General features: G+C 48.6%; 26 protein-coding genes and 1 tRNA gene. 18 read left to right on the top strand and 9 right to left on the bottom strand.

Going from position 1 to position 24,259, the window contains the following annotated elements; all coding sequences use genetic code 11:
- The first annotated feature begins 708 nt into the window (after positions 1-708).
- From ACTHUF_RS08905 to nqrM, 14 genes are all read left to right on the top strand, one after another.
- Positions 709-1,158, top strand: a complete 450-nt coding sequence (locus tag ACTHUF_RS08905; RefSeq protein WP_070824326.1) for a pilin — start codon at positions 709-711, stop codon at positions 1,156-1,158.
- Positions 1,159-1,260: 102 nt separating this feature from the next.
- Entirely contained in the window at positions 1,261-1,719 is a 459-nt protein-coding gene (locus ACTHUF_RS08900) for a pilin (protein WP_070824327.1), read from the top strand.
- Positions 1,720-2,111: 392 nt separating this feature from the next.
- Positions 2,112-2,594, top strand: a complete 483-nt coding sequence (locus tag ACTHUF_RS08895; RefSeq protein ID WP_003684427.1) for an Lrp/AsnC family transcriptional regulator — start codon at positions 2,112-2,114, stop codon at positions 2,592-2,594.
- Between the two features lie 117 nt (positions 2,595-2,711).
- Positions 2,712-3,308, top strand: a complete 597-nt coding sequence (locus ACTHUF_RS08890; protein ID WP_440407497.1) for a DUF1415 domain-containing protein — start codon at positions 2,712-2,714, stop codon at positions 3,306-3,308.
- Positions 3,309-3,322: 14 nt separating this feature from the next.
- Positions 3,323-3,682, top strand: a complete 360-nt coding sequence (locus ACTHUF_RS08885) for a YbaN family protein (protein ID WP_440369725.1) — start codon at positions 3,323-3,325, stop codon at positions 3,680-3,682.
- Positions 3,683-4,124: 442 nt separating this feature from the next.
- A complete protein-coding gene (locus ACTHUF_RS08880; RefSeq protein ID WP_440407496.1) occupies positions 4,125-5,543 on the top strand; it encodes a sodium:proton antiporter in 1,419 nt (472 codons plus the stop codon).
- A 336-nt stretch (positions 5,544-5,879) separates the two neighbouring features.
- Complete coding sequence (locus ACTHUF_RS08875) at positions 5,880-7,223, top strand: Na(+)-translocating NADH-quinone reductase subunit A (RefSeq protein WP_440407495.1); 1,344 nt, start codon at positions 5,880-5,882, stop codon at positions 7,221-7,223.
- Between the two features lie 2 nt (positions 7,224-7,225).
- Positions 7,226-8,458: an NADH:ubiquinone reductase (Na(+)-transporting) subunit B gene (locus ACTHUF_RS08870; RefSeq protein ID WP_315092946.1), complete on the top strand. Its 1,233-nt coding sequence runs from the start codon at positions 7,226-7,228 to the stop codon at positions 8,456-8,458.
- On the top strand, positions 8,451-9,227 hold the full coding sequence (locus tag ACTHUF_RS08865) for a Na(+)-translocating NADH-quinone reductase subunit C (RefSeq protein ID WP_003748805.1): 777 nt from the start codon (positions 8,451-8,453) through the stop codon (positions 9,225-9,227). Before ACTHUF_RS08870 ends, ACTHUF_RS08865 begins: the two co-directional genes overlap by 8 nt.
- Positions 9,227-9,853: an NADH:ubiquinone reductase (Na(+)-transporting) subunit D gene (locus ACTHUF_RS08860; protein WP_036493003.1), complete on the top strand. Its 627-nt coding sequence runs from the start codon at positions 9,227-9,229 to the stop codon at positions 9,851-9,853. Before ACTHUF_RS08865 ends, ACTHUF_RS08860 begins: the two co-directional genes overlap by 1 nt.
- A 3-nt stretch (positions 9,854-9,856) precedes the next feature.
- Positions 9,857-10,450 carry an NADH:ubiquinone reductase (Na(+)-transporting) subunit E gene (nqrE, locus tag ACTHUF_RS08855; RefSeq protein ID WP_003684365.1) on the top strand — a complete coding sequence of 198 codons (594 nt, stop codon included), beginning with the start codon at positions 9,857-9,859 and terminating at the stop codon, positions 10,448-10,450.
- 13 nt (positions 10,451-10,463) lie between these two features.
- Complete coding sequence (gene nqrF, locus ACTHUF_RS08850; protein WP_003748808.1) at positions 10,464-11,681, top strand: NADH:ubiquinone reductase (Na(+)-transporting) subunit F; 1,218 nt, start codon at positions 10,464-10,466, stop codon at positions 11,679-11,681.
- A 132-nt stretch (positions 11,682-11,813) separates the two neighbouring features.
- Positions 11,814-12,884, top strand: a complete 1,071-nt coding sequence (locus ACTHUF_RS08845) for an FAD:protein FMN transferase (RefSeq protein WP_070836830.1) — start codon at positions 11,814-11,816, stop codon at positions 12,882-12,884.
- A gap of 17 nt (positions 12,885-12,901) precedes the next feature.
- On the top strand, positions 12,902-13,123 hold the full coding sequence (gene nqrM, locus ACTHUF_RS08840) for a (Na+)-NQR maturation NqrM (RefSeq protein WP_003680888.1): 222 nt from the start codon (positions 12,902-12,904) through the stop codon (positions 13,121-13,123).
- 229 nt (positions 13,124-13,352) lie between these two features.
- Here the strand turns inward: nqrM and rpmG are convergent, their stop codons facing one another.
- From rpmG to ACTHUF_RS08810, 6 genes are all read right to left on the bottom strand, one after another.
- On the bottom strand, positions 13,353-13,508 hold the full coding sequence (rpmG, locus tag ACTHUF_RS08835; RefSeq protein WP_003684373.1) for a 50S ribosomal protein L33: 156 nt from the start codon (positions 13,506-13,508) through the stop codon (positions 13,353-13,355).
- A gap of 30 nt (positions 13,509-13,538) precedes the next feature.
- On the bottom strand, positions 13,539-13,772 hold the full coding sequence (gene rpmB / locus ACTHUF_RS08830) for a 50S ribosomal protein L28 (RefSeq protein ID WP_002216391.1): 234 nt from the start codon (positions 13,770-13,772) through the stop codon (positions 13,539-13,541).
- 250 nt (positions 13,773-14,022) lie between these two features.
- Entirely contained in the window at positions 14,023-15,351 is a 1,329-nt protein-coding gene (gene brnQ, locus ACTHUF_RS08825) for a branched-chain amino acid transport system II carrier protein (RefSeq protein WP_315092942.1), read from the bottom strand.
- Positions 15,348-16,259: a ScpA family protein gene (locus ACTHUF_RS08820; protein WP_315092940.1), complete on the bottom strand. Its 912-nt coding sequence runs from the start codon at positions 16,257-16,259 to the stop codon at positions 15,348-15,350. The genes brnQ and ACTHUF_RS08820 overlap by 4 nt, the downstream gene beginning before the upstream one ends.
- A gap of 92 nt (positions 16,260-16,351) precedes the next feature.
- A complete protein-coding gene (locus ACTHUF_RS08815; RefSeq protein ID WP_315092938.1) occupies positions 16,352-16,819 on the bottom strand; it encodes a hypothetical protein in 468 nt (155 codons plus the stop codon).
- 10 nt (positions 16,820-16,829) lie between these two features.
- Positions 16,830-17,606 carry a tRNA threonylcarbamoyladenosine dehydratase gene (locus tag ACTHUF_RS08810; RefSeq protein WP_315092936.1) on the bottom strand — a complete coding sequence of 259 codons (777 nt, stop codon included), beginning with the start codon at positions 17,604-17,606 and terminating at the stop codon, positions 16,830-16,832.
- A 186-nt stretch (positions 17,607-17,792) separates the two neighbouring features.
- Between ACTHUF_RS08810 and ACTHUF_RS08805 the strand changes: the two genes are divergently transcribed.
- Positions 17,793-18,257, top strand: a complete 465-nt coding sequence (locus tag ACTHUF_RS08805; protein WP_003748822.1) for a universal stress protein — start codon at positions 17,793-17,795, stop codon at positions 18,255-18,257.
- 78 nt (positions 18,258-18,335) lie between these two features.
- Here the strand turns inward: ACTHUF_RS08805 and hemL are convergent, their stop codons facing one another.
- A complete protein-coding gene (gene hemL / locus ACTHUF_RS08800; RefSeq protein ID WP_315092933.1) occupies positions 18,336-19,619 on the bottom strand; it encodes a glutamate-1-semialdehyde 2,1-aminomutase in 1,284 nt (427 codons plus the stop codon).
- A gap of 198 nt (positions 19,620-19,817) precedes the next feature.
- Here hemL and ACTHUF_RS08795 point away from each other — a divergent pair, with 198 nt between their 5' ends.
- From ACTHUF_RS08795 to ACTHUF_RS08785, 3 genes are all read left to right on the top strand, one after another.
- A complete protein-coding gene (locus ACTHUF_RS08795; protein WP_440407494.1) occupies positions 19,818-20,213 on the top strand; it encodes a hypothetical protein in 396 nt (131 codons plus the stop codon).
- A gap of 71 nt (positions 20,214-20,284) precedes the next feature.
- On the top strand, positions 20,285-21,607 hold the full coding sequence (gene miaB / locus ACTHUF_RS08790) for a tRNA (N6-isopentenyl adenosine(37)-C2)-methylthiotransferase MiaB (protein ID WP_440407493.1): 1,323 nt from the start codon (positions 20,285-20,287) through the stop codon (positions 21,605-21,607).
- 229 nt (positions 21,608-21,836) lie between these two features.
- Positions 21,837-23,147, top strand: coding sequence for an NCS2 family permease (locus ACTHUF_RS08785; RefSeq protein ID WP_107848901.1), 1,311 nt, complete (start codon positions 21,837-21,839; stop codon positions 23,145-23,147).
- 83 nt (positions 23,148-23,230) lie between these two features.
- Here the strand turns inward: ACTHUF_RS08785 and ACTHUF_RS08780 are convergent, their stop codons facing one another.
- A complete protein-coding gene (locus ACTHUF_RS08780; protein ID WP_188213487.1) occupies positions 23,231-23,788 on the bottom strand; it encodes a hypothetical protein in 558 nt (185 codons plus the stop codon).
- A gap of 392 nt (positions 23,789-24,180) precedes the next feature.
- Positions 24,181-24,255: transfer RNA gene (locus tag ACTHUF_RS08775), tRNA-Glu, on the bottom strand.
- Positions 24,256-24,259 lie beyond the last annotated feature (4 nt).

Genomic DNA, 24,259 nt, shown 5'->3' with positions numbered 1-24,259 from the left:
TCCTTCTAAAACACTCAAGAAATCCAAAGCCTTAAAATTCGAAACCAAAACTTCCTTCTGACATAAAACTACATTCTAAAATCATAACCCAAATGAATACAATTCTGATAACAAATTTTCATTCACCTATTACACCAAACCCTCTTTAAAAATCCTTCCTTCCAAATTTTCTCCTTATCCGTATTCAAACAAAATACGCATACAAAATAAAACATATAAAAAACAAAAAAATAAAATCACAAAATATTAAACTCACCGATTAATCCATAAAAATACCGCCCATCTAAATAAATTAACATATTATTAAACAAAGCTTAATTTCTGACAAAAAACGTCACATAACCAAACTCGCACACATCCCCTGTCACAAAAAACACAAAACTGACAAAAAACGTCAACCCCCTAATTTCCCTAAAATCCTGAAACTTTCAAACAAAACCTCACAAATTTTAAAAATTAAAAAATAATCTCAATAAAAACAACAAACAAAAAATAAAAAATAAATTTTTTAATCAGTTTTGCGTACTTGGCACACCGACTGCTTGAAACAACACGTCCGATAAGGCCCAAGCCTCAAAGCAGCAAGCCCGACGGAAGCTGTATATTCCTTCTTACTTTATGGTTTACTCATAATACATAGTGCCAAGCACATTACGGACTTTTTACTTAAACACAATTATTCACACTTTCAAACTGGAGTTTTAAACAATGAAAGCAATCCAAAAAGGTTTTACCTTGATCGAATTGATGATCGTCATCGCGATTATCGGCATCTTGGCAGTTATCGCCCTGCCTGCATACCAAGACTACACTGCACGTGCCCAAGTTTCTGAAGCTATCTCTTTGATGGAAGGTCAAAAGTCCGCTGTTGTTGAATACTATGCAGATAAAGGTACATGGCCTAAAAATAATACAGAGGCTGGTATCGCAGCACCTACCGATATTAAAGGTAAATACGTTGCTCAAGTTTCTGTAGGCGCAAATGGTGTTCTGACTGCAACAATGAAAAATAAAGACGTTAATAATGACATTAAAGGTAAAACAGTTATGTTATCGCCTGATGTAACTGGTAATGCTGCCTCTTCTAAAGGTTCTTTCACTTGGACCTGTAAGAAAGGTACTGTTGATAGCAAATTCTTGCCTTCTTCTTGCCGTTAATAATTTGTTACCAACAAATTTAAAAGCTTAAAGAGTAAATCCCATAATATGATTATGGGATTTACTTTATAAAATAAAAATAAGAAAACGACATACTCAAAAATGAAAAAACTACGCAAAACCCAAACCGGCTTTAGCCTGATTGAGTTGATGATTGTTATCGGTATTATCGGCATCTTGGCAGTAGCAGCTCTTCCTGCATACCAAAACTATGTTGCCAGAGCACAAGTAGCAGAAGGCATTATGCTTGCTGGCAGTATGAAAAGCTACGTTGAAGAAGCCTATGCGGATAAAGGCAGCTTGCCGCTTGACCTCAATATCAAACAACTCGCATCAGACGACAATAAAGTCGGTAACTATGTAAAGATTGTCCGTATTGAGGATAACGGCACCATTGTTGCCGCCATCGGTAATCAAGCCGCTGTACCTGTGAAGAATACCGAAATCCACCTGACACCAAGTTTTGCACAAACAGGTAGTACTAAAGGTATAACAATTTGGTCTTGCGGTGGCACCATGGATACACACTTCCTTCCAGTATCCTGCAAACAGAGCCTGTAAGCTTATTTCCCAAAATATAAAAATACATTGCGAAGAAAACACCCCAAACAAAGCCAAATACAAACGCGGAAAACGAATCAAAGCAAAAGAACAAAACTCTCCAAAACAAGGTCATTAAGAGCCTGAATCATCACATTACGAAAATAAATGCCGTCTGAAATCATTTTCAGACGGCCTCTTTATATCCAATCCTAATATGACATAAAACTTTAATCTTGATTAGTTTCAGATGGTCTTCATCTTTTCACCACTACATAAAACAAATTCGCAACACTCCTTATAAGACAATTTGTCGCCTATCTGAACTCAATATATAATTTAACCATACAAGTCTTTATTTTTAAGCATTTTTCATTTTTAAAACATACATTGTCTACATTGGGAGAACCATCATGCCTCATCTAAACTTGGATAAAACGGATTTAAAGATTCTGCAGGTTTTGCAGGAAAACGGGCGGTTGAGCAATGTTGAGCTTTCTGAAAAAGTGGCGCTCTCCCCTTCTCCCTGCCTGCGCCGTCTCAAACAGCTTGAAGATGCGGGCATTATTCAAAAATACGCGGCCCAGCTTTCTCCCGTATCTTTGGGCTTGGGCTTGCAGGCTTTTATCCGTGTATCGATTAGCAAAGCAAAAGATGCGCGTGAGGATTTTTCCGAATCTGTCCGCGCTTGGCCTGAAGTATTGAGCTGCTTTGCGTTAACGGGTGAAACCGACTACCTGCTCCATGCCTTTTTTACCGATATGAACGCGTTTTCCCATTTTGTTTTGGACACGCTGCTTTCACACCACGGCGTGCAAGATGCGCAATCGAGTTTTGTGTTGAAAGAAATTAAAAACACGACCGCTCTGCCTTTGGTTCATTTGGTTCAGGATTAATGATTTGAAACTGATAAAGGCCGTCTGTTGTTCAGACGGCCTTTTAAATTCCAATGGTTTGCTTTCACGCCCATACACTTGTATACTTTTTAAGAATAATTCACATAAGCTTTTACTATGACAGACACCACCCATCTCGATACCAATACTGTTTCAGAACATACCAAACAATGGCTGGAAAAAGCCGTTATCGGGCTGAATCTTTGCCCGTTTGCCAAAGCGCCGCACGTTAAAAACCTGGTTCGCATCGTTGTCAGCGAAGCCCGTCATTTGGACGGTTTTCTTGAAGACTTGGATCGTGAATTGCAGCTTCTGGGCAATACACCCGCTTCGGAATTGGAAACCACTTTACTGGTTCATCCGACGCTGTTCCCTGATTTTGAAACCTTCAACCAAATGCTGGAAATTGCCGACGATGCCGTTGTAGAAAACAAATTGGAAGGGATTATCCAAATTGCGCCGTTCCATCCCGATTTTCAATTTGAAGGCACGGAAGCCGACGACATCAGCAACTACACCAACCGCTCACCCTACCCGACCTTGCATCTGATTCGTGAAGACAGTATTGCCAAAGCGGCTGAAGCATTTCCCGACGCCTCGGCAATTTTTGACCGCAATATCGCGCTGTTGGAAAAAATGGGGCATGATGACTGGGATAAGTTGGACATTCCGCGTTGTCCATTTCCGCATCACAAGCCGTCTGAAAACAAATAATTGGTGATGGGAAGATGGTTCGCTATTTGTTGATTTTTTGCGGCGCATTGTCGCTCGTCTTGGGCATTATCGGCATTTTCCTGCCATTACTGCCGACTACGCCTTTCATTTTATTGACCGCCGCCTGCTGGGCAAAGGCTTCGCCGCACTTTCACAATTGGCTCTATCATCACCGCTATTTCGGCCCGATCATACAAAACTGGGAAAACAACGGCGCCGTGCCGCGCAAGGCAAAGTTCTTCGCTATCGGCATGATGGCCCTTTCTTGCCTGTTTATGTTTTGGCAATTTCCGGAACGCTGGTGGATTGGTGCCGTATCATCAGTCTTCTGTAGTTGCGTGGCAGTGTGGATGTGGTTACGGCCGGAGGCATAAAATAAAACAGGTGGGCATTTTCGCTTACCTGTTTTTTATTTTCACACCCAATTTATCCATTAAAACAATCAGTAAGAACTAAAACACCCTATTTCATCCTCATTTTTCAGACGGCCTCCATTTATTCAATCAAATGTAAATTTTAGCTAAAATTAATTCAAAGTATTTTTTCGATAGCATTATTTTCAATATTTCAAACTCCTGTTTCAAAACCATTTTTTTACTACTTTCGACTACTTCCCTCCCTTTTATTTCTTTATTTGTATCAACATTTCTTTTGATTCCAACACCCTAAACCGTCCCTTAACACTTGCTTTGCGTTATACTTTCCCCTGACACAACCGCGCAGTTCGTCTGGATATTTTCAGACGGCCTGAATATTTCACCGCCGTGCTTTCTCAATGAAGTTCCTAACGGCGCAACAGAATAAAAAGGAAATACTATGCGCTCTCTCTCATTTTTACTGCTTCTTGCCGCCTTTCCTGCTGCGGCATCCGATTTTGACGGCTCATCCGCAAGCCTGCTTTGGGGTCTGCCGTTTGCCCTGATTCTCTTGTCTATCGCACTCGGACCTCTGCTTTTCTCCCGTATTTGGCACCACCATTTCGGCAAAATTACCGCGTTTTGGACGCTGCTGTTTTTAACGCCGTTTATCGTAACCTTTGGTTTCAGCGCCGGCGTACATACCGTTGCCCATGCGTTGGTCGAAGAATACATTCCGTTTATCCTGCTGCTTTTGGCACTCTATACCATTTCGGGCGGTATTTTTGTCAGCGGCGACTTGCATGGCTCGCCGAAATTAAACACCACCCTGTTGGCAGTCGGTACAGCTTTATCATCCGTCATGGGCACGACAGGCGCGGCGATGTTGATGATTCGCCCGCTTTTAAAAGCCAACCATAATCGCTACTATCGTGTTCACATCGTGATTTTCTTCATTTTCTTGGTAGCGAATATCGGCGGCGGCTTGACGCCGTTGGGCGATCCTCCATTGTTTTTGGGTTTCCTGAAAGGCGTAGATTTCATGTGGACCGTCAAACACATGCTGATGCCTGTGTTGATCAGTTCCGTGGTTTTGCTGACTGTTTTCTACATCATCGACAGCAGACATTTTCATCGTGAACAACGCGAACACCTTGTCCCTGCTTCTACCAAAACCGAAGAGAAAGTCAAAATTTACGGCAAATGGAATTTCCTGTTGCTGGCAGGCGTGGTCGGCGCAGTTTTGCTCTCCGGCTTGTGGCAGCCGAATCATCCGGGTTTCGAGATTTTGGGCAGCCACTATGCACTGCAAAACTTGGCACGCGATGGCATTTTGCTGGCTCTGACCGCCGTATCTTGGATTATTACGCCCAAACAAGTACGCGCAGGCAATGAGTTCAACTTCGAGCCGATTGCCGAAGTGGGCAAACTGTTTTTGGGTATCTTCATTACCATTTCGCCCGTCTTGGCGATTTTGAAAGCCGGTGAAACAGGCGCACTGGGCGCTGTCGTGTCTCTGGTTCACGACGCGGCAGGCAATCCGATTAATGTGATGTATTTCTGGATGAGCGGTTTGTTGTCGGCATTCTTGGATAACGCGCCGACTTATTTGGTGTTCTTCAATATGGCAGGGGGCGATGCCCAAGCTTTGATGACAGGCCATCTGTTCCATTCGCTGCTGGCCGTATCCATGGGCTCCGTATTCATGGGCGCGCTCACTTATATCGGTAATGCGCCGAACTTCATGGTCAAAGCCATTGCCGAGCAGCGCGGCGTACCGATGCCCTCTTTCTTCGGCTATATGGCATGGTCGGTGATTGTATTGATACCGCTGTTTGCCCTGCATACGATGATTTTCTTCGTTTGGCAGCTCTTTTAAACTTAAGGCCGTCTGAAATTCAGACGGCCTTTTATTTTCTAACAAACCAACAAACATAATTCTTAAATATCAATCAGTTAAAATTTTTTCGCTTTAACATTTCATTACATATCCCTACTTTTTTCCCACTTTTCCCGTAAAAATAAGCGTAAAACTGACATAAAACGGCCCATACCTGATAGAATCTAAAGCTTTGCTGTTTGCGTTTATTCGTTGTTTTTATAGCAAACCTCTGCTTTTTTCAGACGGCCCGTCCTTTGTTTCAAAGCATTACATGCCGTCTGAAAAAATAATCCGACATCCGAATATCAACCCACCAAAAAGTAACGCATCCTTATGATTAAGATAAAAAAAGGCTTAGACCTGCCCATCGCAGGCAGACCGGAGCAAGTCATTTATGACGGCCCGGCCATCACCGAAGTCGCGTTGCTTGGCGAAGAATATGTCGGCATGCGCCCCTCGATGAAAATCAAGGAAGGCGAAGCCGTCAAAAAAGGCCAAGTGCTGTTTGAAGACAAAAAGAATCCGGGCGTAGTATTTACCGCGCCGGCTTCAGGCAAAATCGCCGTGATTCACCGTGGCGAAAAGCGCGTACTTCAGTCAGTCGTGATTGCCGTCGAAGGCAACGACGAAATCGAGTTCGAACGCTACGCACCTGAAGCGTTGGCAAAATTGAGCAACGAAGAAGTGCGCCGCAACCTGATTCAATCCGGTTTGTGGACTGCGCTGCGTACCCGTCCGTTCAGCAAAATCCCTGCTGTCGATGCCGAGCCGTTCGCCATCTTCGTCAATGCGATGGACACCAATCCCCTGGCTGCCGATCCTACGGTCATCATCAAAGAAGCCGCCGAAGACTTCAAACACGGCCTGTTGGTATTGAGCCGCCTGACCGAGCGTAAAATCCATGTGTGCAAAGCAGCCGGTGCGGATATGCCGTCTGCAAACGCTGCCAACATCGAAACACATGAATTCGGCGGCCCTCATCCTGCCGGTTTGAGCGGTACGCACATTCATTTCATCGAGCCAGTCGGCGCGAATAAAACCGTTTGGACCATCAATTATCAAGATGTGATTGCCATCGGACGTTTGTTTACTACAGGCCGTCTGAACACCGATCGTGTGATTGCCTTGGGTGGCTCTCAAGTCAACAAACCGCGCCTTTTGCGTACCGTTTTGGGTGCAAAAGTATCGCAAATTACCGCCGGCGAATTGGTTGACGCAGACAACCGCGTGATTTCCGGCTCGGTATTGAACGGCGCGATTGCACAAGGCGCGCACGATTACCTCGGCCGCTACCACAATCAGATTTCCGTTATCGAAGAAGGCCGCAACAAAGAGCTGTTCGGCTGGGTTGCGCCGCAGCCGAACAAATACTCCATCACGCGCACAACCCTCGGTCATTTCCTGAAAAACAAACTCTTCAAGTTCAACACAGCCGTCAACGGCGGCGACCGCGCCATGGTTCCTATCGGTACTTACGAGCGCGTGATGCCGCTGGACATCCTGCCTACCCTGCTCTTGCGCGATTTAATCGTCGGCGATACCGACAGCGCGCAGGCATTGGGTTGCTTGGAATTGGACGAAGAAGACCTCGCTTTGTGCAGCTTCGTCTGCCCGGGCAAATACGAATACGGCCCGCTGTTGCGCAAGGTGCTGGAAACCATTGAGAAGGAAGGCTGATTATGGGCTTGAAACATTTTCTTGAAAAAATCGAACCGCACTTCCTGCCGGGCGGCAAACATGAAAAATGGTATGCCCTCTACGAAGCTGCGGCGACGATTTTCTATACATCCGGCGCAGTAACGCGCAAAGCGGCCCACGTCCGCGACGCGCTCGACTCCAAGCGCATGATGATTTTGGTGTGGCTGGCTTTGTTCCCTGCCATGTTCTACGGTATGTACAACGTCGGCGTACAGGCATTCGGTGCGTTAACGCCTGATTTGTTACAACAAAATATCGCCAACGACTGGCATTACGCCCTTGCTAACGCTTTGGGCATCAATATGTCGTCTGAAGCGGACGTATTGGGCAAAATGCTGTTCGGCGCAATTTACTTCCTGCCGATTTACGCGACCGTATTTATTGTCGGCGGTTTCTGGGAAGTCTTGTTCGCCACCGTGCGTAAACACGAAATCAACGAAGGTTTCTTCGTGACTTCGATTCTGTTTGCCTTAATCGTTCCGCCTACGCTGCCGCTGTGGCAGGCCGCCTTGGGTATTACCTTCGGCGTGGTGGTTGCGAAAGAGGTATTCGGCGGTACGGGTAAAAACTTTATGAACCCTGCGCTGGCAGGCCGTGCCTTCTTGTTCTTCGCCTACCCTGCCAATATTACCGGCGACACCGTTTGGACGGCGGTTGACGGCTATTCCGGCGCAACCGCGCTGGCTCAATGGGCGGCACACGGTGCAGACGGCCTGCAAAATGCCGTTACCGGTAAATCCATCACTTGGATGGATGCGTTTATTGGTAATCTGCCCGGCTCTATCGGCGAAGTATCCACTTTAGCGCTTTTAATCGGCGGCGCGTTTATCGTTTTTGCCCGCATCGCTTCTTGGCGCATTATTGCCGGCGTGATGATCGGTATGATTGCCATGTCTTCGCTGTTTAACTTCATCGGTTCGGACACCAATCCGATGTTCAGCATGCCTTGGTATTGGCATCTGGTTGTCGGCGGCTTTGCCATCGGTATGCTGTTTATGGCGACCGACCCTGTTTCCGCTTCCTTTACCAATGTCGGCAAATGGTGGTACGGCGCGCTGATTGGTGTGATGTGCGTATTGATCCGCGTGGTCAACCCTGCTTACCCCGAAGGCATGATGTTGGCGATTCTGTTTGCCAACCTGTTTGCCCCGATTTTCGACTATTTCGTCGCACAAGCGAACATCAAACGCAGAAAGGCGCGCAGCAATGGCTAAGAAATTCGATAAAGACAGCTTCAGCGGCACGCTGATTGTGGTATTGGTTGTCAGCCTGATTTGTTCCATCATCGTTGCCGGTGCGGTCGTCGGCTTGAAACCCATCCAAGAGAAACAAAAACTCCAAGACAAACAAGGCTATATCTTGAGCGTAGCCGGTTTGATGGATAAAAACACCGACATCAGCAAAACCTTTGCCGAGCGTATCGAGCAACGCGTTGTCGATTTGGCAACCGGCGAATACGTGAAAGATGCGCCGAAAGACTTCAGCGCGCGCATCGCAGGCAAAGACCCTGCCCAAAGCATCCAAATCAAACCCGAAGACGATTTGGCCGGCATCAAAAGCCGTGCCAAATACACCGAGGTTTACTTGGTAAAAGGCGATGACGGCAAAGTCAGCCAAATTATCCTGCCTATGCACGGTAACGGTTTGTGGTCTGTTATGTACGGCTTTGTCGCCATCCAACCCGACGGCAACACCATCAACGGCATCACCTACTACGACCAAGGCGAAACCCCGGGCTTGGGCGGCGAAATCGGCAATCCGTTGTGGCAACAAAAATTCGTCGGCAAAAAACTGTTTGACGAACAAGGCAAACTCGCCCTGCATGTCGGCAAAGGCGCAAGTTCGGACAAAGAACACGGCGTAGATGCCCTTTCCGGCGCATCGCTGACATCTAAAGGCGTGCAAGGTTCGTTCGCCTACTGGTTCGGCGAAAACGGCTATATCCCCTACCTGAACAAATTGAAATCAGCAGGAGCACAATAATGGCTGACATGAAACGCTTGAAATATTTGATGTTTTCACCCTTTATCGACAACAACCCGATTGCCTTGCAGGTTTTGGGTATTTGTTCGGCTTTGGCGGTTACCACCAAGCTTCAGACGGCCATCGTGATGGGTATTTCCGTGAGTTTGGTAACCGGTTTTTCCAGCTTTTTCATCTCATTGGTACGCAACTACATCCCCAACAGCATCCGTATTATTGTGCAAATGGCGATTGTTGCCTCTTTGGTAACGCTGGTTGACCAACTGCTTCAGGCCTTTGCTTATGAGCTGTCCAAACAGCTCTCCGTATTTGTCGGCCTGATTATTACCAACTGTATCGTGATGGGCCGCGCCGAAGCATTCGCCATGAAAGAGCCGCCACTGGAAAGCTTGGTTGACGGTATCGGCAACGGCGCAGGTTACGGCATGATGTTGATCATCATCGCAACCATCCGCGAACTGATCGGCTCAGGCAAGCTCTTTGGCTACACCATTTTCCAAACCGTACAAGATGGCGGCTGGTATCAAACCAACGGCTTGTTCCTGCTCGCTCCCAGCGCGTTCTTCATCATCGGCTTCTTGGTATGGGGGCTGCGCACTTGGAAACCTGAACAGGCGGAGAAATAACACATGGAACATTACTTAAGCCTCTTTGTAAAATCCGTCTTTCTGGAAAACATGGCACTGTCCTTCTTCTTGGGGATGTGTACGTTTTTGGCGGTATCTAAAAAAGTATCCACCGCATTCGGTTTGGGCGTTGCCGTTACTTTCGTACTCGGCCTGTCCGTCCCAGCCAACCAACTTGTTTACTCGCTGTTGAAAGACGGCGCGCTGGTTGAAGGCGTGGACCTGACCTTCCTGAAATTCATCACCTTCATCGGCGTGATTGCCGCTTTGGTGCAGATTCTGGAAATGTTCTTGGACAAATTCGTCCCTGCCCTCTACAACGCATTGGGTATCTACCTGCCTCTGATTACCGTAAACTGCGCGATTTTCGGTGCCGTATCGTTTATGGCGCAACGCGAATACAACTTCGGCGAGTCCGTTGTATACGGTTTCGGCGCAGGTTTGGGCTGGCTTTTGGCTATTGTCGCTTTGGCGGGCATCACCGAAAAAATGAAATATTCGGATGTCCCTAAAGGCCTCAAAGGCTTGGGCATTACCTTTATCGCCGCCGGCCTGATGGCAATGGCGTTTATGTCGTTCTCCGGCATCCAGTTATAAGAAAGGAATCGGCATGGAGATTATTTTAGGTATCGTGATGTTTACCGTCATCGTCTTGGTTTTGGCACTGATGATTCTGTTTGCCAAATCCAAGTTGGTGAGCGAAGGCGACATCACCATCAAAGTCAATAACGAAAAAGAGCTGACGATGCCTGCCGGCGGCAAACTGCTGGGTGCGCTTGCCAGCCAAGGTATTTTCGTTCCCTCCGCCTGCGGTGGCGGCGGCTCATGCGGTCAATGCCGCGTTGTCGTGAAAAGCGGCGGCGGCGACATTCTGCCGACCGAGTTGTCCCACATCAGCAAACGCGAAGCGCGCGAAGGCTGCCGTCTGTCTTGTCAGGTCAACGTCAAAACCGACATGGACATCGAAGTACCGGAAGAAGTGTTCGGTGTGAAAAAATGGGAATGTACTGTCATCTCCAATGACAACAAAGCCACGTTCATTAAAGAACTCAAGCTTGCCATTCCTGAAGGCGAAGAAGTTCCTTTCCGTGCCGGCGGCTACATTCAAATTGAAGCTCCGCCGCACACCGTTGCCTACAAAGACTTCGATATTCCTAAGGAATACCACGAAGACTGGGACAAATACAATCTGTGGCAATACGTTTCCAAAGTGGACGAGCCGATTTTGCGCGCTTACTCTATGGCTTCATATCCAGAAGAGAAAGGCATCATCATGCTGAACGTGCGTATCGCTACGCCGCCTCCGCGCGTACCTGATGCGCCTCCGGGACAAATGTCGTCCTACATCTGGTCGCTCAAACCCGGCGACAAAGTAACCATCTCCGGTCCGTTCGGCGAATTCTTCGCCAAAGATACCGATGCTGAAATGGTATTCATCGGCGGCGGTGCAGGTATGGCGCCGATGCGTTCCCACATTTTTGACCAGCTGAAACGTTTGAACTCCAAACGTAAGATTACCTTCTGGTATGGTGCCCGTTCTAAACGCGAGATGTTCTATGTCGAAGACTTCGACCAACTCGCGGCAGAGTACCCGAACTTCACATGGCACGTCGCCCTGTCCGACCCATTGCCTGAAGACAACTGGGACGGCTACACAGGCTTCATCCACAACGTGGTTTACGAAAACCACCTAAAAAACCATGAAGCACCGGAAGACTGCGAATTCTACATGTGCGGCCCTCCAATCATGAACCAGTCCGTGATCAAAATGCTCAAAGACTTGGGCGTGGAAGACGAAAACATCCTCTTGGACGATTTCGGCGGCTAACCAACAAAAAGGAAGAAACTTCGGTTTCTTCCTTTTTTATTGCCAGGCCGTCTGAAAATCATACTTTCAGACGGCCTGAACCTTTCTTTTACGATACAATAAAGGCTTCAAAAAATAATCCGCAAATCCCTTATGCCGTTTCTTTCCAATTCGTTTTACCGTCCGATAATCGGTTGTACCGTTGCCATCTTTTCCGCATTCACACTCTCTGCCTGTCAACCTGAAAAACAACAACAAACCATCACCCTGCAAGGCGAGACCATGGGCACGACCTATACCGTCAAATACCTTTCAGACGGCCAAGACAAACTCCCCTCCCCTGCCGAAATACAAAAACGCATTGATGACGCGCTTAAAGAAGTCAATCGGCAAATGTCTACCTACCAGACCGATTCCGAAATCAGCCAATTCAACCAGCTGCGCACCGTCAATCAGGCCATGCCCATTTCCCAAGACTTTGCCTATGTAACCGGCGAAGCTTTACGTTTAAACAAACTGACGCACGGCGCACTCGACGTAACCGTCGGCCCTTTGGTCAACCTTTGGGGATTCGGCCCGCAAAAAGAAATCACGCACGAACCGACTGCACAAGAAATCCAACATGCTTCAGAAATGGTCGGTACGGACAAACTCAAACTTTCCCAAGACGGACAACAGCCTACACTTGCCAAAACCCACCCCGAAGTCTATTTAGACCTATCCTCCATCGCCAAAGGATTCGGCGTGGATAAAACCGCCGCCGAACTTGAAAAACTCAATATCGGTAATTATTTGGTAGAAATCGGCGGCGAGTTGCATGGCAAAGGCCGCAATGCGCAAGGCAATCCTTGGCGTATCGGCATCGAGCAACCCAATATCGTTCAAGGCGGCGCAACCCAAATCACCATTCCATTGGATAATAAATCACTGGCCACATCCGGCGACTACCGCATTTTCCATGTCGATAAGTCAGGCCGTCGCCTTTCCCATATTATCAACCCTAAAACCAAACAACCCATCAGCCACAACCTTGCTTCCATCAGCGTAGTAGCAGAAAACGCCACACTTGCAGACGGCCTTTCCACTGGATTGTTCGTTCTCGGAGAAACCGAAGCGCTTAAACTTGCCGAGCAAGAAAATCTCGCCGTTTTCCTTATCATCCGAACCCCGCAAGGCGGCTACCATACTAAAATGTCCAGCGCATTCAAGAAATTATTAAATTAACCTTCAGGAATACACACATGAAAACCCTCCTTCTGACTTTCGGCATCTTTATCATCGTCATCCTCGGCATGGCAGTCGGCTATATCTTCTCCAAACGCACCATCAAAGGCAGCTGCGGCGGCATTTCCTCTCTCGGCATGAAGAAAATGTGCGATTGCGACACGCCATGCGATACTTTGCAAAAAGAGCTGGATAAAAAACAACATTCCGACAATCAAGGCATCAAAGTCGATCATTAAGTCTTTGTTGAATGTTTATTCATAACTCAAGGCTGTTTATCCCCCCATCAGGCCGTCTGAAAAACAAAAGAGCGTGAACCCTATGGATACACGCTCTTTTGTTTTGCCTCTTCCAAAGCAATCCAAAAATATCTTGCACACCCGTTTAAATTAAGACCACTCCAAACCAATCATGAAACAAAAAGAAAAGCTCCTGCAAAACAGGAGCTTTTTCTTGGAAGAAACCGGATTATTTCAATTTAGTTTCTTTGTAAATAACGTGTTTACGGGCTACTGGGTCAAATTTTTTGATTTCCAGTTTGCCAGGCATAGTACGTTTGTTTTTAGTAGTTGTGTAGAAGTGACCAGTACCAGCGCTGGACTCCAGTTTGATTTTATCGCGCATTGCAGTAATCCTTAATTAATGGTGTTTAAATTAAGCTTCGCCGCGAGCACGCAAATCAGCCAATACGACATCAATGCCTACTTTATCGATGGTGCGCAATGCAGCGTTAGAAACGCGCAGGCGAACCCAGCGGTTTTCACTTTCTACCCAGAAACGACGTGATTGCAAGTTAGGCAAAAAACGACGTTTGGTTTTGTTGTTGGCGTGTGATACGTTATTGCCAGACATCGGGCGCTTACCGGTCACTTTGCAAACTCGTGCCATGGTTAGTCTCCAAACTTCTAAAATAGTAAAACGCGATTTATACCACGAAATCCGCCTTCAGTTCAAGTCGTTTACTGAAAAAACGGGATTTGTGGAAATAAACCTTCTCAATATGTTGCATCTGCGAAACGGTATCTCGCAAAGCCTTAACTTTTCAATTATAACGGATTTCTTCAAAAAAATCATCTGTCGTTTGCGCGGTCGGCGAAATAAACAGGCCGTCTGAACATTTCAGACGGCCTGTTTGTCATCATGCTTTTTTCTTCACGGCCGCATTCAAAATGCAGCCGAGTATAAAGCAGGCTAAAGAAGGAACAACCCACCCCAAACCGATATTGTAAAACGGCAATGCGCGCTCGATGGCGGCGGCGGTATCGGCATCCAATCCAAACGCAGCTTTATAGGCATCGAGCAGACCGACTACAAGTGCCGCCATCATGGTGCAGAAATAGACAATACGGCTGCCGCCAAACAGTTTATCCGTCAAAGCCAGCAGAATGATGACGATGGTCAGCGGATACAACAGCATCAACATAGGAATGGAAAACTGCAAAATCGCTGAAAGGCCTTTATTGGCCAACAGGATAGACACCACCGTATTCAGTATCACAAAGACTTTATAAGAAATACCCGGGCAAAGACGGTTGAAATATTCGGCGCATGAAGTAATCAAGCCAACCGCCGTACTCAGACAGGCAAGCAGCACCATGACGCCAAGCAACACAATACCGGCCGTACCGAAATAATGCTGTGCGGTTTTAGACAAAACCGACGCGCCGTTTTCCTGCAAGCCGATACCGGCTACACCTGTCGCGCCCATATAGCCGATAAACAGGTAAACCACTGCCAAACAAGAAGCCGCCAACACACCGGAAATCGTCGTGGTCTTCAGCAAATCAGCGCGGTTGTCCACGCCCATGGCGCGAACGGCATCAATGACGATAATGGCAAACACCAGCGAAGCCAGCGCATCCATGGTGCCATAACCTTCCAAAATACCTTTAACCAACGGATGAGTGGCAAAATCGCCTTGTGCCGCCTGTGGCACGCCCATCGGGTTAATAGCGGCATAGCCGACCAATATTGCAATTGCCAGCAACAAAACGGGCGTAAGGATTTTACCGATACGGTCAACCAGTTTCCCCGGAGAAATCGACAGCCAATAAGTCATGCCGAAAAACACCAGGCTGAATACGGCCAATGCGATGCTTTTCCAAGATTCATCAATGAAAGGAGAGATGGCGGTTTCAAAAGATACCGTTGCCGTACGCGGCATGGCAAACAAGGGGCCAATTGCCAAATAAAGCGCGGCGGCAAAAGTCACGCCGTACCAAGGCGCAACACGGGAAGCCAGCGCTTCCACATCGCGCGAACCGGAATAGCCGACGGCAATCACGCCCAGCAATGGCAACCCCGCCCCGGTCAACAAAAAGCCGAACATTGCCGAAAGCCAGTTTTCGCCTGCCTGCTGCCCCAAATAAGCCGGGTAAATTAAGTTACCTGCGCCGAAAAACAGCGCAAACAGCATCAAGCCCACCGCCCATAAAGAGGCCTTGCTGCGACTTGTCGTCGAATTCATCTTAAATTCTCTTTTTCCAAATAACCGTTATCGGCTTCATCGGTTTCATCGATTTCAAGGCCGTCTGAAAGCATTTCGGCTTCGTTTGTTTCCAAACCGTCTTTCAGGCTGATTTCGATTTCGCCATAATTTTCAGGCTGTACGATACGCACCAAGCCTTCTTTGGCCAATTCCAGCAATGCAATAAAATTGACCACCACATATGTCGCGCCCTGCTCCGGCTTAAACAAATCACTAAACTTACTGATACCGCTTTCGTTCAAACGACGCAAAATCGCCGTCATCTGCGCGCGCACGGAAATGGTTTCCCGCACCACTTCATGACTGCGCGTATGCTTGGCGCGCGACAAAATACCCAACCAAGCCTGTGTTAAATCGGCAACGTACACTTCCGGCAACTTCGCTTCGACCGCAATTTCCAGCGGCAAATACGCCCAAGCAAAATCACGTCCGGCGCGCGGCAATGCGTCCAAACCCTGAGCCGCCAGTTTCATCTGTTCGTAAGCCAACAGACGGCGCACCAACTCGGCACGCGGGTCCGCCTCTTCATCCTCAACTTCTTCAGGACGCGGCAACAACAGGCGCGATTTAATTTCAATCAACATCGCCGCCATCAACAGGTATTCCGCCGCCAAATCAAACTGATACGCTTCCATTTGGGCAATATAGTGCAGATACTGCTCGGTAATCTTCACCATCGGAATATCGAGGACATCGATATTTTGCTTACGGATAAGGTAAAGCAGCAAATCCAACGGCCCTTGGAAGCTGCTCAATACCACCTTCAACGCATCGGGCGGAATAAACAAATCCTGCGGCACATCAGTAACAGGCTGACCAAACACCCACGCAACGGTATGTTCAGACGACGTTGCAGCAGTGGAAGAAATAAGGTGTTCTGAAGGCATGGTTAAAGGGTCTTTTTCTTTTTAAGTTTAGTAAGAAGTTTCATCAACAAAAGGCCGTCTGAAACGAGGACGATCCGTTTTTAATATAAAAATCAGCGGTTTTTACGATTGATTTGCAAAGAAACGATGGCGACGGCAAAGGTCTGCGCCAAGGCCATGCCCAACAACGGCAGGCTGGCGAAAACCGTACCCGTCAGTACCGAGCCGATATCTCGGGACAACACAAAACCATCCCTCGCCAGCATCGCCACCATCAAAGCCGACAACAGCAAACTTTCGCAGCCGACCAAAAACCAAATCATTTTAACCGAACGGCGTTTGCGCCATTTCATGATACCGGCGTGCACAAGGCTGAAGATCACGATGGACAGAAACGGATAAAGAAAAGTGGTGAACGGGCGGGTATAACCGCTTTGCACACACAAATAATCGCCGGGCAGCGTATTGCATTCCATCACATCGAGAAACATCGGATCGACAGCATACATCAACACGCCGAACCATACCGTATAAATCAGACTGGCGATAAAGTAGGCTTTAAAAAATCGGCTCTTACCCATTTCCTACCCCTCACTTCCGCCCTGCGATATGCTCCACCGCAGCCTGCGCACAATACAGCCCAAACGAAGCCGTCACCAGCATACTCGCGCCGTAGCCCGCGCAGGACAAACCTTGCGGCGCGGCATCGGTCGAACACGCTTCGCCGGATTGCGGCGGCGTAATATTCTCGGTTGAATAAACGCAAGGCACGCGCATTTTTTCTTTGGTATCGCGGCTGAAGCCGTAGCGTTTGCGCAAGGTGTAGCGCAAGTTGGAAAGCAGCGGATCGTGGGTAACGCGGCTCAAATCGGCGGTTTGGATTAAAGCCGGATTTTTCTGTCCGCCCGCGCCGCCGCTGATAATAAACGGTTGTTTATGTTGCACGAAATACGCCGCCATCGCCGCTTTGACACGGATTTGGTCGATGGCGTCGATGACGAAGTCGAAAGGCCGTCTGAAAAGCTCGTCCAGATTGTCTTCGGTCACAAAATCTTCAATTTCCGTCACTTCGCATTGCGGATTGATTTGGGCGATGCGTTCGCGCAAAGCGGTAACCTTTGCCTTACCGAAATCATCGGTCAAGGCGTGCAACTGGCGGTTGACATTAGACTCGGCAACATTGTCCAAATCAATCAGCGTTAAACGACCGATACCGCTCCTCGCCAATGCCTCCACCGCCCACGAGCCGACGCCGCCGACACCGACCACGCACACATGCGCGCGCGAAAAGCGCACCAGCGCTTCGTCTCCGTAAAGTCTGGCAATGCCGCCAAAGCGGCGCGAAGAAAGAAAAGCGGCGTCCTGCATAAGTAACCTTGTGATATATCAATAAATTAATGAAAAACGCGACAGGTGATTCGGACAGACATTATACTTGAAAGCAGATGGGCTGTTGTACCTGCCCGAAAGAGTTTATAATCGTTTCACATTCAGACAAGTTCTGATTTCATATTAAACGAAAGTGCCGCTACTCGGCGCAAAAGGAGAATGAATATGTACAAACATCTGGTTGTAGCCGTTGACGGTAGCGAGACCTCCCTCAATGCATTGAAACACGCCGCCGAACTGGCAAGCCTCAACAAAGCCCAACTGACTTTGGTTCACGTTGCCAACCCTGCCGAATACATGGCTTTGGCGCCTGAATTCCTGCAACACGAAAGCTACGAAGCCGCCGCCGTTGCCCAAGGCAACGAAGTTTTGGATTTCGCAGAAAAAACAGCGCGTGAAAACGGCGTTGAAAACATCGTGAAACACCTGTTGGTGGCCAACAAAGGTGCGCGCGAAATGGCGCAAGACTTGGTTGACTACGCCGACGAAAACGGCGCTGACCTGCTGGTACTCGGCACACACGGCCGCACCGGCCTGATGCACCTGCTGATGGGCAGCTTCGCCGAGACCGTTATGCGCCAAAGCCACCTGCCTCTGCTGATTATCCGCAGCAAAGCCGAAGAAGCATAATCAAGCATTGATTTAAAATAGCGAAAGGCCGTCTGAATATTTTTCAGACGGCCTTTTTTCACATGACAGCTTCAGCTTTTATTTCGCCATTTCTTTGAACACTTCGTGTGCCGCAGCAATGGTTTCGTCAATCAGCTCGGGCGTATGCGCGGCGGAAACAAAGCCGGCTTCATAAGCGGACGGACCGAATGCAACATTGCGGTCGAGCATACCGTGGAAGAAATGTTTAAAACCTTCAATATTGGAATGCGCCATATCGGCGTAGTTTTGCGGTGCATGGTTGGCAAAATACAAGCCGAACATGCCGCCCACGCTGTCGGCCGTAAATTCAACGCCGTGCGCTTTGGCCGCGTCGGCCATACCGTTGGCGAGGCGTTGGGTCAGGGCAGTCAGGTTTTCATAGAAGCCTTCGCGCTGAATGATTTCCAGCGTTTTCAAACCAGCTGCAACCGCAATCGGATTGCCGGACAATGTACCTGCCTGATACACGCCGCCTAAGGGGGAAATGCATTCCATGATGTCTTTACGGCCGCCGAACGCCGCCAAAGGCATACCGCCGCCGATTACTTTGCCCATGGTGGTCAAATCAGGTTTGATGCCGTGCAAAGATTGCGCGCCGCCCAGCGCCACGCGGAAACCGGTCATCACTTCGTCGTAAATCAACACGGCACCGTGTTTTTCAGTCAATTCGCGCAAGGCTTTGACAAAGGCTTCAGACGGCCTAACTAGATTCATATTGCCGACAAAAGGCTCTAAAATCACACAGGCGATGTCATTGCCGCTTTGGGCAAAGGCTTCTTCCAGTTGGGCGATATTGTTGTATTCGAGTACCAAAGTGTGTTTGGTAAAGTCGGCAGGCACACCGGCGGAAGAAGGATTGCCAAACGTCAGCAGACCGCTGCCTGCTTTAACCAACAAACTGTCGGAATGACCGTGGTAGCAGCCTTCGAACTTGATGATTTTGTCGCGGCCGGTAAAACCGCGTGCCAAACGGATAGCGGTCATCGTTGCTTCCGTACCGGAGCTAACAAGGCGCAGCTGCTCGACGGACGGCATGATTTTGGCGATTTCTTCGGCAATGACAATTTCGCCTTCAGTCGGCGCACCAAACGACAAACCGCCCAATGCCGCTTCGCGCACAGCTTCAATGACTTCAGGGTGGGCATGGCCGACAATCGCAGGGCCCCAAGAGCCGACATAGTCGGTATAACGCGTGCCGTTTTCGTCCCAAACATATGCACCTTCTGCCTTTTTGATAAAGCGCGGTACGCCGCCGACGCTGCCGAATGCGCGCACAGGAGAGTTCACGCCGCCGGGAATAATGGCTTTGGCGCGGTTGAACAAGCTTTCATTACGGTTCATGGTCAATTCTTTCGTAAGAGGTCGTCTGAAAATCAAATTGATGTCATTTTAACACCAAATCCTTTTCAGACGGCCCAAGCTTCAAAATAAGAATCGGGCGCAAAATCAAAATTATTCTTTAAAAACAAACACTCTATCCACATTTTTCCTGCTTGTGCTATAATCCGCGACCTATTGAAACAACAAAAGAAAAGCATCATGTTACGCGGATTCATACTCAGCCTCGCCCTTTGGGCGTCCTCCCTCGTCCATGCACAACGCAGCCTGCCCGACGATATGGACGTGGCCGTTTTAAAAACTGTCGATTTACCTTATCTGAAAGTCAGCAAAGGCGGTTTTTCTTGGACGCGCCTACTGACCTTGGGCATTGTGGACGGCAATGCGGCCAAACTGCAAATCACGCGCTTCACCAAAATCCACGATGAAAACGACCGTTTCATCCCCATGGGCCGCCTGCTGAATCAAACCGGCAAAGCCGTCGCGTTCAAATACAACGAAGAAAGCCGCCTCGTCCGCGAAATCTGGATTCTGACCGACGCCGAGGCCGACAGGTTTACCGCTCACGCCAAAGCGCAAAAACAGGCGGAAGAATAACTTTCAGACGGCCCGGGTATTCACAGGCCGTCTGAACCCTTTTACAACAAGCAAGTCAATCAAAACAAACCATGAAAAAAGTATTTATCCGCACCTTCGGGTGCCAAATGAACGAGTATGACAGCGAAAAAATGCTGTCCGTCCTCGCCGAAGAACACGGCGGCATCGAACAGGTTACCCAACCTGACGACGCCGACATCATCTTGTTCAACACCTGCTCCGTGCGTGAAAAAGCACAAGAGAAAGTCTTCTCCGACTTAGGTCGCGTCCGCCCGCTCAAAGAGAAAAACCCAAACGTAATCATCGGCGTTGCCGGCTGCGTTGCCTCGCAAGAAGGCGAAAACATCGTCAAACGCGCTCCGTATGTGGACGTGGTTTTCGGCCCGCAAACACTGCACCGCCTGCCCAAACTCATCGTCGATAAAGAAACCACCGGCCTGTCTCAAATCGACATTTCCTTCCCCGAAATCGAGAAATTCGACCACCTGCCGCCTGCGCGCGTAGAAGGCGGCTCAGCATTCATTTCCATTATGGAAGGCTGTTCCAAATACTGCTCTTACTGCGTCGTCCCTTATACCCGCGGCGAAGAATTCTCCCGTCCGCTCAACGACGTATTGACCGAGATTGCCGGTTTGGCACAACAAGGCGTTAAAGAAATCAACCTCTTAGGCCAAAACGTCAATGCCTATCGCGGCGAAATGGAAAACGGCGAAATCTGCGACTTTGCCACCTTGTTGCGCATCGTCCACGAAATCCCGGGCATCGAACGCCTGCGCTTTACCACCAGCCATCCGCGCGAATTCACCGACGCGATTATCGAGTGCTACCGCGACCTGCCCAAGCTGGTTTCCCACCTGCACCTGCCGATTCAAAGCGGTTCCGACCGCGTATTGAGCGCGATGAAACGCGGTTACACCGCCTTGGAATACAAATCCATCATCCGCAAGCTGCGCGCCATCCGTCCTGATTTGTGCCTCAGCTCCGACTTTATCGTCGGCTTCCCGGGCGAGACCGAACGCGAGTTCGAGCAAACCTTGAAACTGGTCAAAGACATCGCCTTTGACTTGAGCTTCGTCTTTATTTACAGTCCGCGCCCCGGTACGCCTGCCGCCAACCTGCACGACGACACGCCGCACGAAGAAAAAGTACGCCGCCTCGAAGCTTTGAACGAAGTCATCGAAGCCGAAACCGCGCGCATCAACCAAACCATGATCGGAACGATTCAACGCTGCTTGGTTGAAGGTATCTCCAAAAAAGACCCTGACCAACTGCAAGCCCGTACCGCCAACAACCGCGTGGTCAACTTTACCGGCACACCCGACATGATCAACCAAATGATCGATTTGGAAATTACCGAAGCCTACACCTTCTCCCTGAAAGGCAAACCGGTATAAGCACACACAAACAAAGGCCGTCTGAAACTGTTCAGACGGCCTTTATCTTGGTTCGGCACGGCATTATCTGATTCATGTATTTTTATTACCCGAACAAAAGGCTTTTCAGTATAATACCGCCCGAAAATTCCCTTATCTGTTGAGAAGTTAAGGCCAAAAACCAAACTTTTTGCAGACCAATCCGACGATGCCGTCCCGCAAGCGGCTTTCCCAAAAGGAATATTTTTAAATGAGTTCTTCAAATCAAAGCGTTTTGGAACGATTGTTCAACCTAAGTGCCAATCAGACCAACGTCCGCACTGAAATCATGGCCGGTTTGACCACCTTCCTCGCCATGTGTTACATCATCATCGTCAACCCCCTGATTTTGGGCGAAACCGGCATGGATATGGGCGCAGTATTTGTGGCCACCTGTATCGCTTCCGCCATCGGCTGTTTCGTGATGGGTTTTGTCGGCAACTACCCGATCGCTCTCGCACCGGGCATGGGCTTGAACGCCTACTTTACCTTTGCCGTAGTCAAAGGCATGGGCGTGGACTGGCGTGTGGCTTTGGGTGCCGTTTTCATTTCCGGCATCATTTTCATCCTGTTCAGCTTCTTTAAAGTGCGTGAAATGCTGGTCAATGCGCTGCCTATGGGCTTGAAAATGTCGATTGCCGCAGGTATCGGCCTCTTCTTGGCATTGATTGCGCTCAAAGGCGCGGGCGTGATTGTTGCCAATCCTGCCACATTGGTCGGCTTGGGCGACATCCACCAGCCTACCGCCCTGCTGGCGATGGCAGGCTTTGTCATGGTGGTTGCACTCGGCCACTTCCGCGTCAAAGGCTCCATCATCATTACCATTCTGACGCTGACCGCCATCTCCACCGTCTTGGGCTTGAGCGAGTTCAAAGGCGTGGTCGGCGAAGTCCCAAGCATTGCGCCGACTTTCATGCAGATGGACTTCAAAGGCTTGTTCACCGTCAGCATGGTCAGCGTGATTTTTGTATTCTTCCTGGTTGACCTGTTTGACTCTACCGGCACCTTGGTCGGCGTTTCCCACCGCGCAGGCCTGTTGCAAGACGGCAAACTGCCGCGTTTGAAACGCGCCCTGCTTGCCGACTCAACCGCCATTGTTGCAGGCGCCGCCTTGGGTACATCTTCTACCACCCCTTACGTTGAAAGCGCGGCAGGTGTTTCTGCCGGCGGCCGCACCGGCCTGACTGCCGTTACCGTCGGCGTACTGATGCTGGCCTGCCTGATTTTCTCGCCGCTGGTTCAAAGCATTCCTGCATTCGCTACCGCTCCCGCCCTGCTCTATGTTGGCGCGCAAATGTTGCGCAGCGCGCGCGAAATCGATTGGGACGACATGACCGAAGCCGCACCGGCATTCCTGACCATCGTCTTCATGCCGTTTACCTACTCGATTGCCGACGGTATTGCGTTTGGCTTTATCAGCTACGCACTCATCAAACTCTTGTGCAACCGCACCCAAGACGTACCGCCTATGGTATGGATTGTCGCCGTGTTGTGGGCATTGAAATTCTGGTTCTTGGGTTAAACCACTCAAAAAAATAGGCCGTCTGAAAAGTTTTCAGACGGCCTGTTTTATTTTACCCAGCGTTTAAAGCTGTCGATAAAAAATTATTTTTTCGCTTTTTTAGCAGCTGGTTTAGCGGCAGCTTTCGCGCCTTTGTCCAATACGCAGAAACGGGTAGCGATTTGGTCAACCACTTCTTGTTTGCCGTTTACTTCGGTAGTACCGCGGATAGTCAACATGTTGCCGTCAACTTTGTCCACGTTGGCTGCAGTAGCTGCTTCAGCAATCCAAGCAACGTTGCCACCCCAGAATGCATTTACATCTTTGCTGCTGTCGGTGATACGGAACAGGTTTTCAGTGACTTGGCCTTTGTATTTTACTTGAGCGGCAACAACTTCGTTACCTTTGAAGCCGTACATGACGCTCAGAGGCTCTTTGCCGTCTTTACCGCATTTGTAGTGAACTTCTTTAGTACCGTCGATAGAGTCTACTTTCAAAGTATTAGGTACTGGAGCTTGAGCTTGTTGAGCCTGAGCTTGAGTTTGTTGTTGCGCAGTAGGCGCAGCTTTGGCTTCAGGTTTGGCTTTAGAACCGCTGCTACATGCAGTCAGGGCAACAGCCGCCAAAACGGCAGGAACGATTAATTTAACATTCATATTCATAATTGACTCCCAAATGGTTTCAATAAAAAACCGGCAAACGCCGGCTGACATTTACACATTAACAGAGATATTCCGTCTTGTCTTTATCTCAGACGGCATTTTTTAGGAAAAGTTCAAATAAATATTTTTATTTTATAAAATCAAGGAATTATAAATATGAAATCATGTAAATTCAGGTTTGGGAATTTTTAAGATGAATACTATTGTCAATAAATCGGGTTTTGACAATAGTAAAATAAGATTGAAAAACGCATAAAGATGACAAAATTCAGGGCAATGGATTTTACACACTTCTGTCTCTTGAGTTGCTAAGCGTTTCAGACGGCCTTAGAACACAAACAGTAAATGCAATAAAAAACGCAATCTGAAACAGATTGCGTTTTTTTGGAAACTGGCACGCCCACGGGGAATCGAACCCCGGTTACCGCCGTGAAAGGGCGATGTCCTAACCGCTAGACGATGGGCGCGGAT

Origin of the sequence: Neisseria sp. P0024.S006 (genome assembly GCF_051956595.1) — a bacterium.
In the GTDB taxonomy this organism is placed as follows: domain Bacteria; phylum Pseudomonadota; class Gammaproteobacteria; order Burkholderiales; family Neisseriaceae; genus Neisseria.
This window is presented reverse-complemented; position numbering and strand designations above follow the sequence as displayed.

Coding starts and splice junctions, on each gene's coding strand:
- ACTHUF_RS08905 (WP_070824326.1), top strand. CDS start 709: ATGAAAGCAATCCAAAAAGGTTTTACCTTGATCGAATTGATGATCGTC.
- ACTHUF_RS08900 (WP_070824327.1), top strand. CDS start 1,261: ATGAAAAAACTACGCAAAACCCAAACCGGCTTTAGCCTGATTGAGTTG.
- ACTHUF_RS08895 (WP_003684427.1), top strand. CDS start 2,112: ATGCCTCATCTAAACTTGGATAAAACGGATTTAAAGATTCTGCAGGTT.
- ACTHUF_RS08890 (WP_440407497.1), top strand. CDS start 2,712: ATGACAGACACCACCCATCTCGATACCAATACTGTTTCAGAACATACC.
- ACTHUF_RS08885 (WP_440369725.1), top strand. CDS start 3,323: ATGGTTCGCTATTTGTTGATTTTTTGCGGCGCATTGTCGCTCGTCTTG.
- ACTHUF_RS08880 (WP_440407496.1), top strand. CDS start 4,125: ATGCGCTCTCTCTCATTTTTACTGCTTCTTGCCGCCTTTCCTGCTGCG.
- ACTHUF_RS08875 (WP_440407495.1), top strand. CDS start 5,880: ATGATTAAGATAAAAAAAGGCTTAGACCTGCCCATCGCAGGCAGACCG.
- ACTHUF_RS08870 (WP_315092946.1), top strand. CDS start 7,226: ATGGGCTTGAAACATTTTCTTGAAAAAATCGAACCGCACTTCCTGCCG.
- ACTHUF_RS08865 (WP_003748805.1), top strand. CDS start 8,451: ATGGCTAAGAAATTCGATAAAGACAGCTTCAGCGGCACGCTGATTGTG.
- ACTHUF_RS08860 (WP_036493003.1), top strand. CDS start 9,227: ATGGCTGACATGAAACGCTTGAAATATTTGATGTTTTCACCCTTTATC.
- nqrE (WP_003684365.1), top strand. CDS start 9,857: ATGGAACATTACTTAAGCCTCTTTGTAAAATCCGTCTTTCTGGAAAAC.
- nqrF (WP_003748808.1), top strand. CDS start 10,464: ATGGAGATTATTTTAGGTATCGTGATGTTTACCGTCATCGTCTTGGTT.
- ACTHUF_RS08845 (WP_070836830.1), top strand. CDS start 11,814: ATGCCGTTTCTTTCCAATTCGTTTTACCGTCCGATAATCGGTTGTACC.
- nqrM (WP_003680888.1), top strand. CDS start 12,902: ATGAAAACCCTCCTTCTGACTTTCGGCATCTTTATCATCGTCATCCTC.
- rpmG (WP_003684373.1), bottom strand. CDS start 13,508: ATGCGCGATAAAATCAAACTGGAGTCCAGCGCTGGTACTGGTCACTTC.
- rpmB (WP_002216391.1), bottom strand. CDS start 13,772: ATGGCACGAGTTTGCAAAGTGACCGGTAAGCGCCCGATGTCTGGCAAT.
- brnQ (WP_315092942.1), bottom strand. CDS start 15,351: ATGAATTCGACGACAAGTCGCAGCAAGGCCTCTTTATGGGCGGTGGGC.
- ACTHUF_RS08820 (WP_315092940.1), bottom strand. CDS start 16,259: ATGCCTTCAGAACACCTTATTTCTTCCACTGCTGCAACGTCGTCTGAA.
- ACTHUF_RS08815 (WP_315092938.1), bottom strand. CDS start 16,819: ATGGGTAAGAGCCGATTTTTTAAAGCCTACTTTATCGCCAGTCTGATT.
- ACTHUF_RS08810 (WP_315092936.1), bottom strand. CDS start 17,606: ATGCAGGACGCCGCTTTTCTTTCTTCGCGCCGCTTTGGCGGCATTGCC.
- ACTHUF_RS08805 (WP_003748822.1), top strand. CDS start 17,793: ATGTACAAACATCTGGTTGTAGCCGTTGACGGTAGCGAGACCTCCCTC.
- hemL (WP_315092933.1), bottom strand. CDS start 19,619: ATGAACCGTAATGAAAGCTTGTTCAACCGCGCCAAAGCCATTATTCCC.
- ACTHUF_RS08795 (WP_440407494.1), top strand. CDS start 19,818: ATGTTACGCGGATTCATACTCAGCCTCGCCCTTTGGGCGTCCTCCCTC.
- miaB (WP_440407493.1), top strand. CDS start 20,285: ATGAAAAAAGTATTTATCCGCACCTTCGGGTGCCAAATGAACGAGTAT.
- ACTHUF_RS08785 (WP_107848901.1), top strand. CDS start 21,837: ATGAGTTCTTCAAATCAAAGCGTTTTGGAACGATTGTTCAACCTAAGT.
- ACTHUF_RS08780 (WP_188213487.1), bottom strand. CDS start 23,788: ATGAATATGAATGTTAAATTAATCGTTCCTGCCGTTTTGGCGGCTGTT.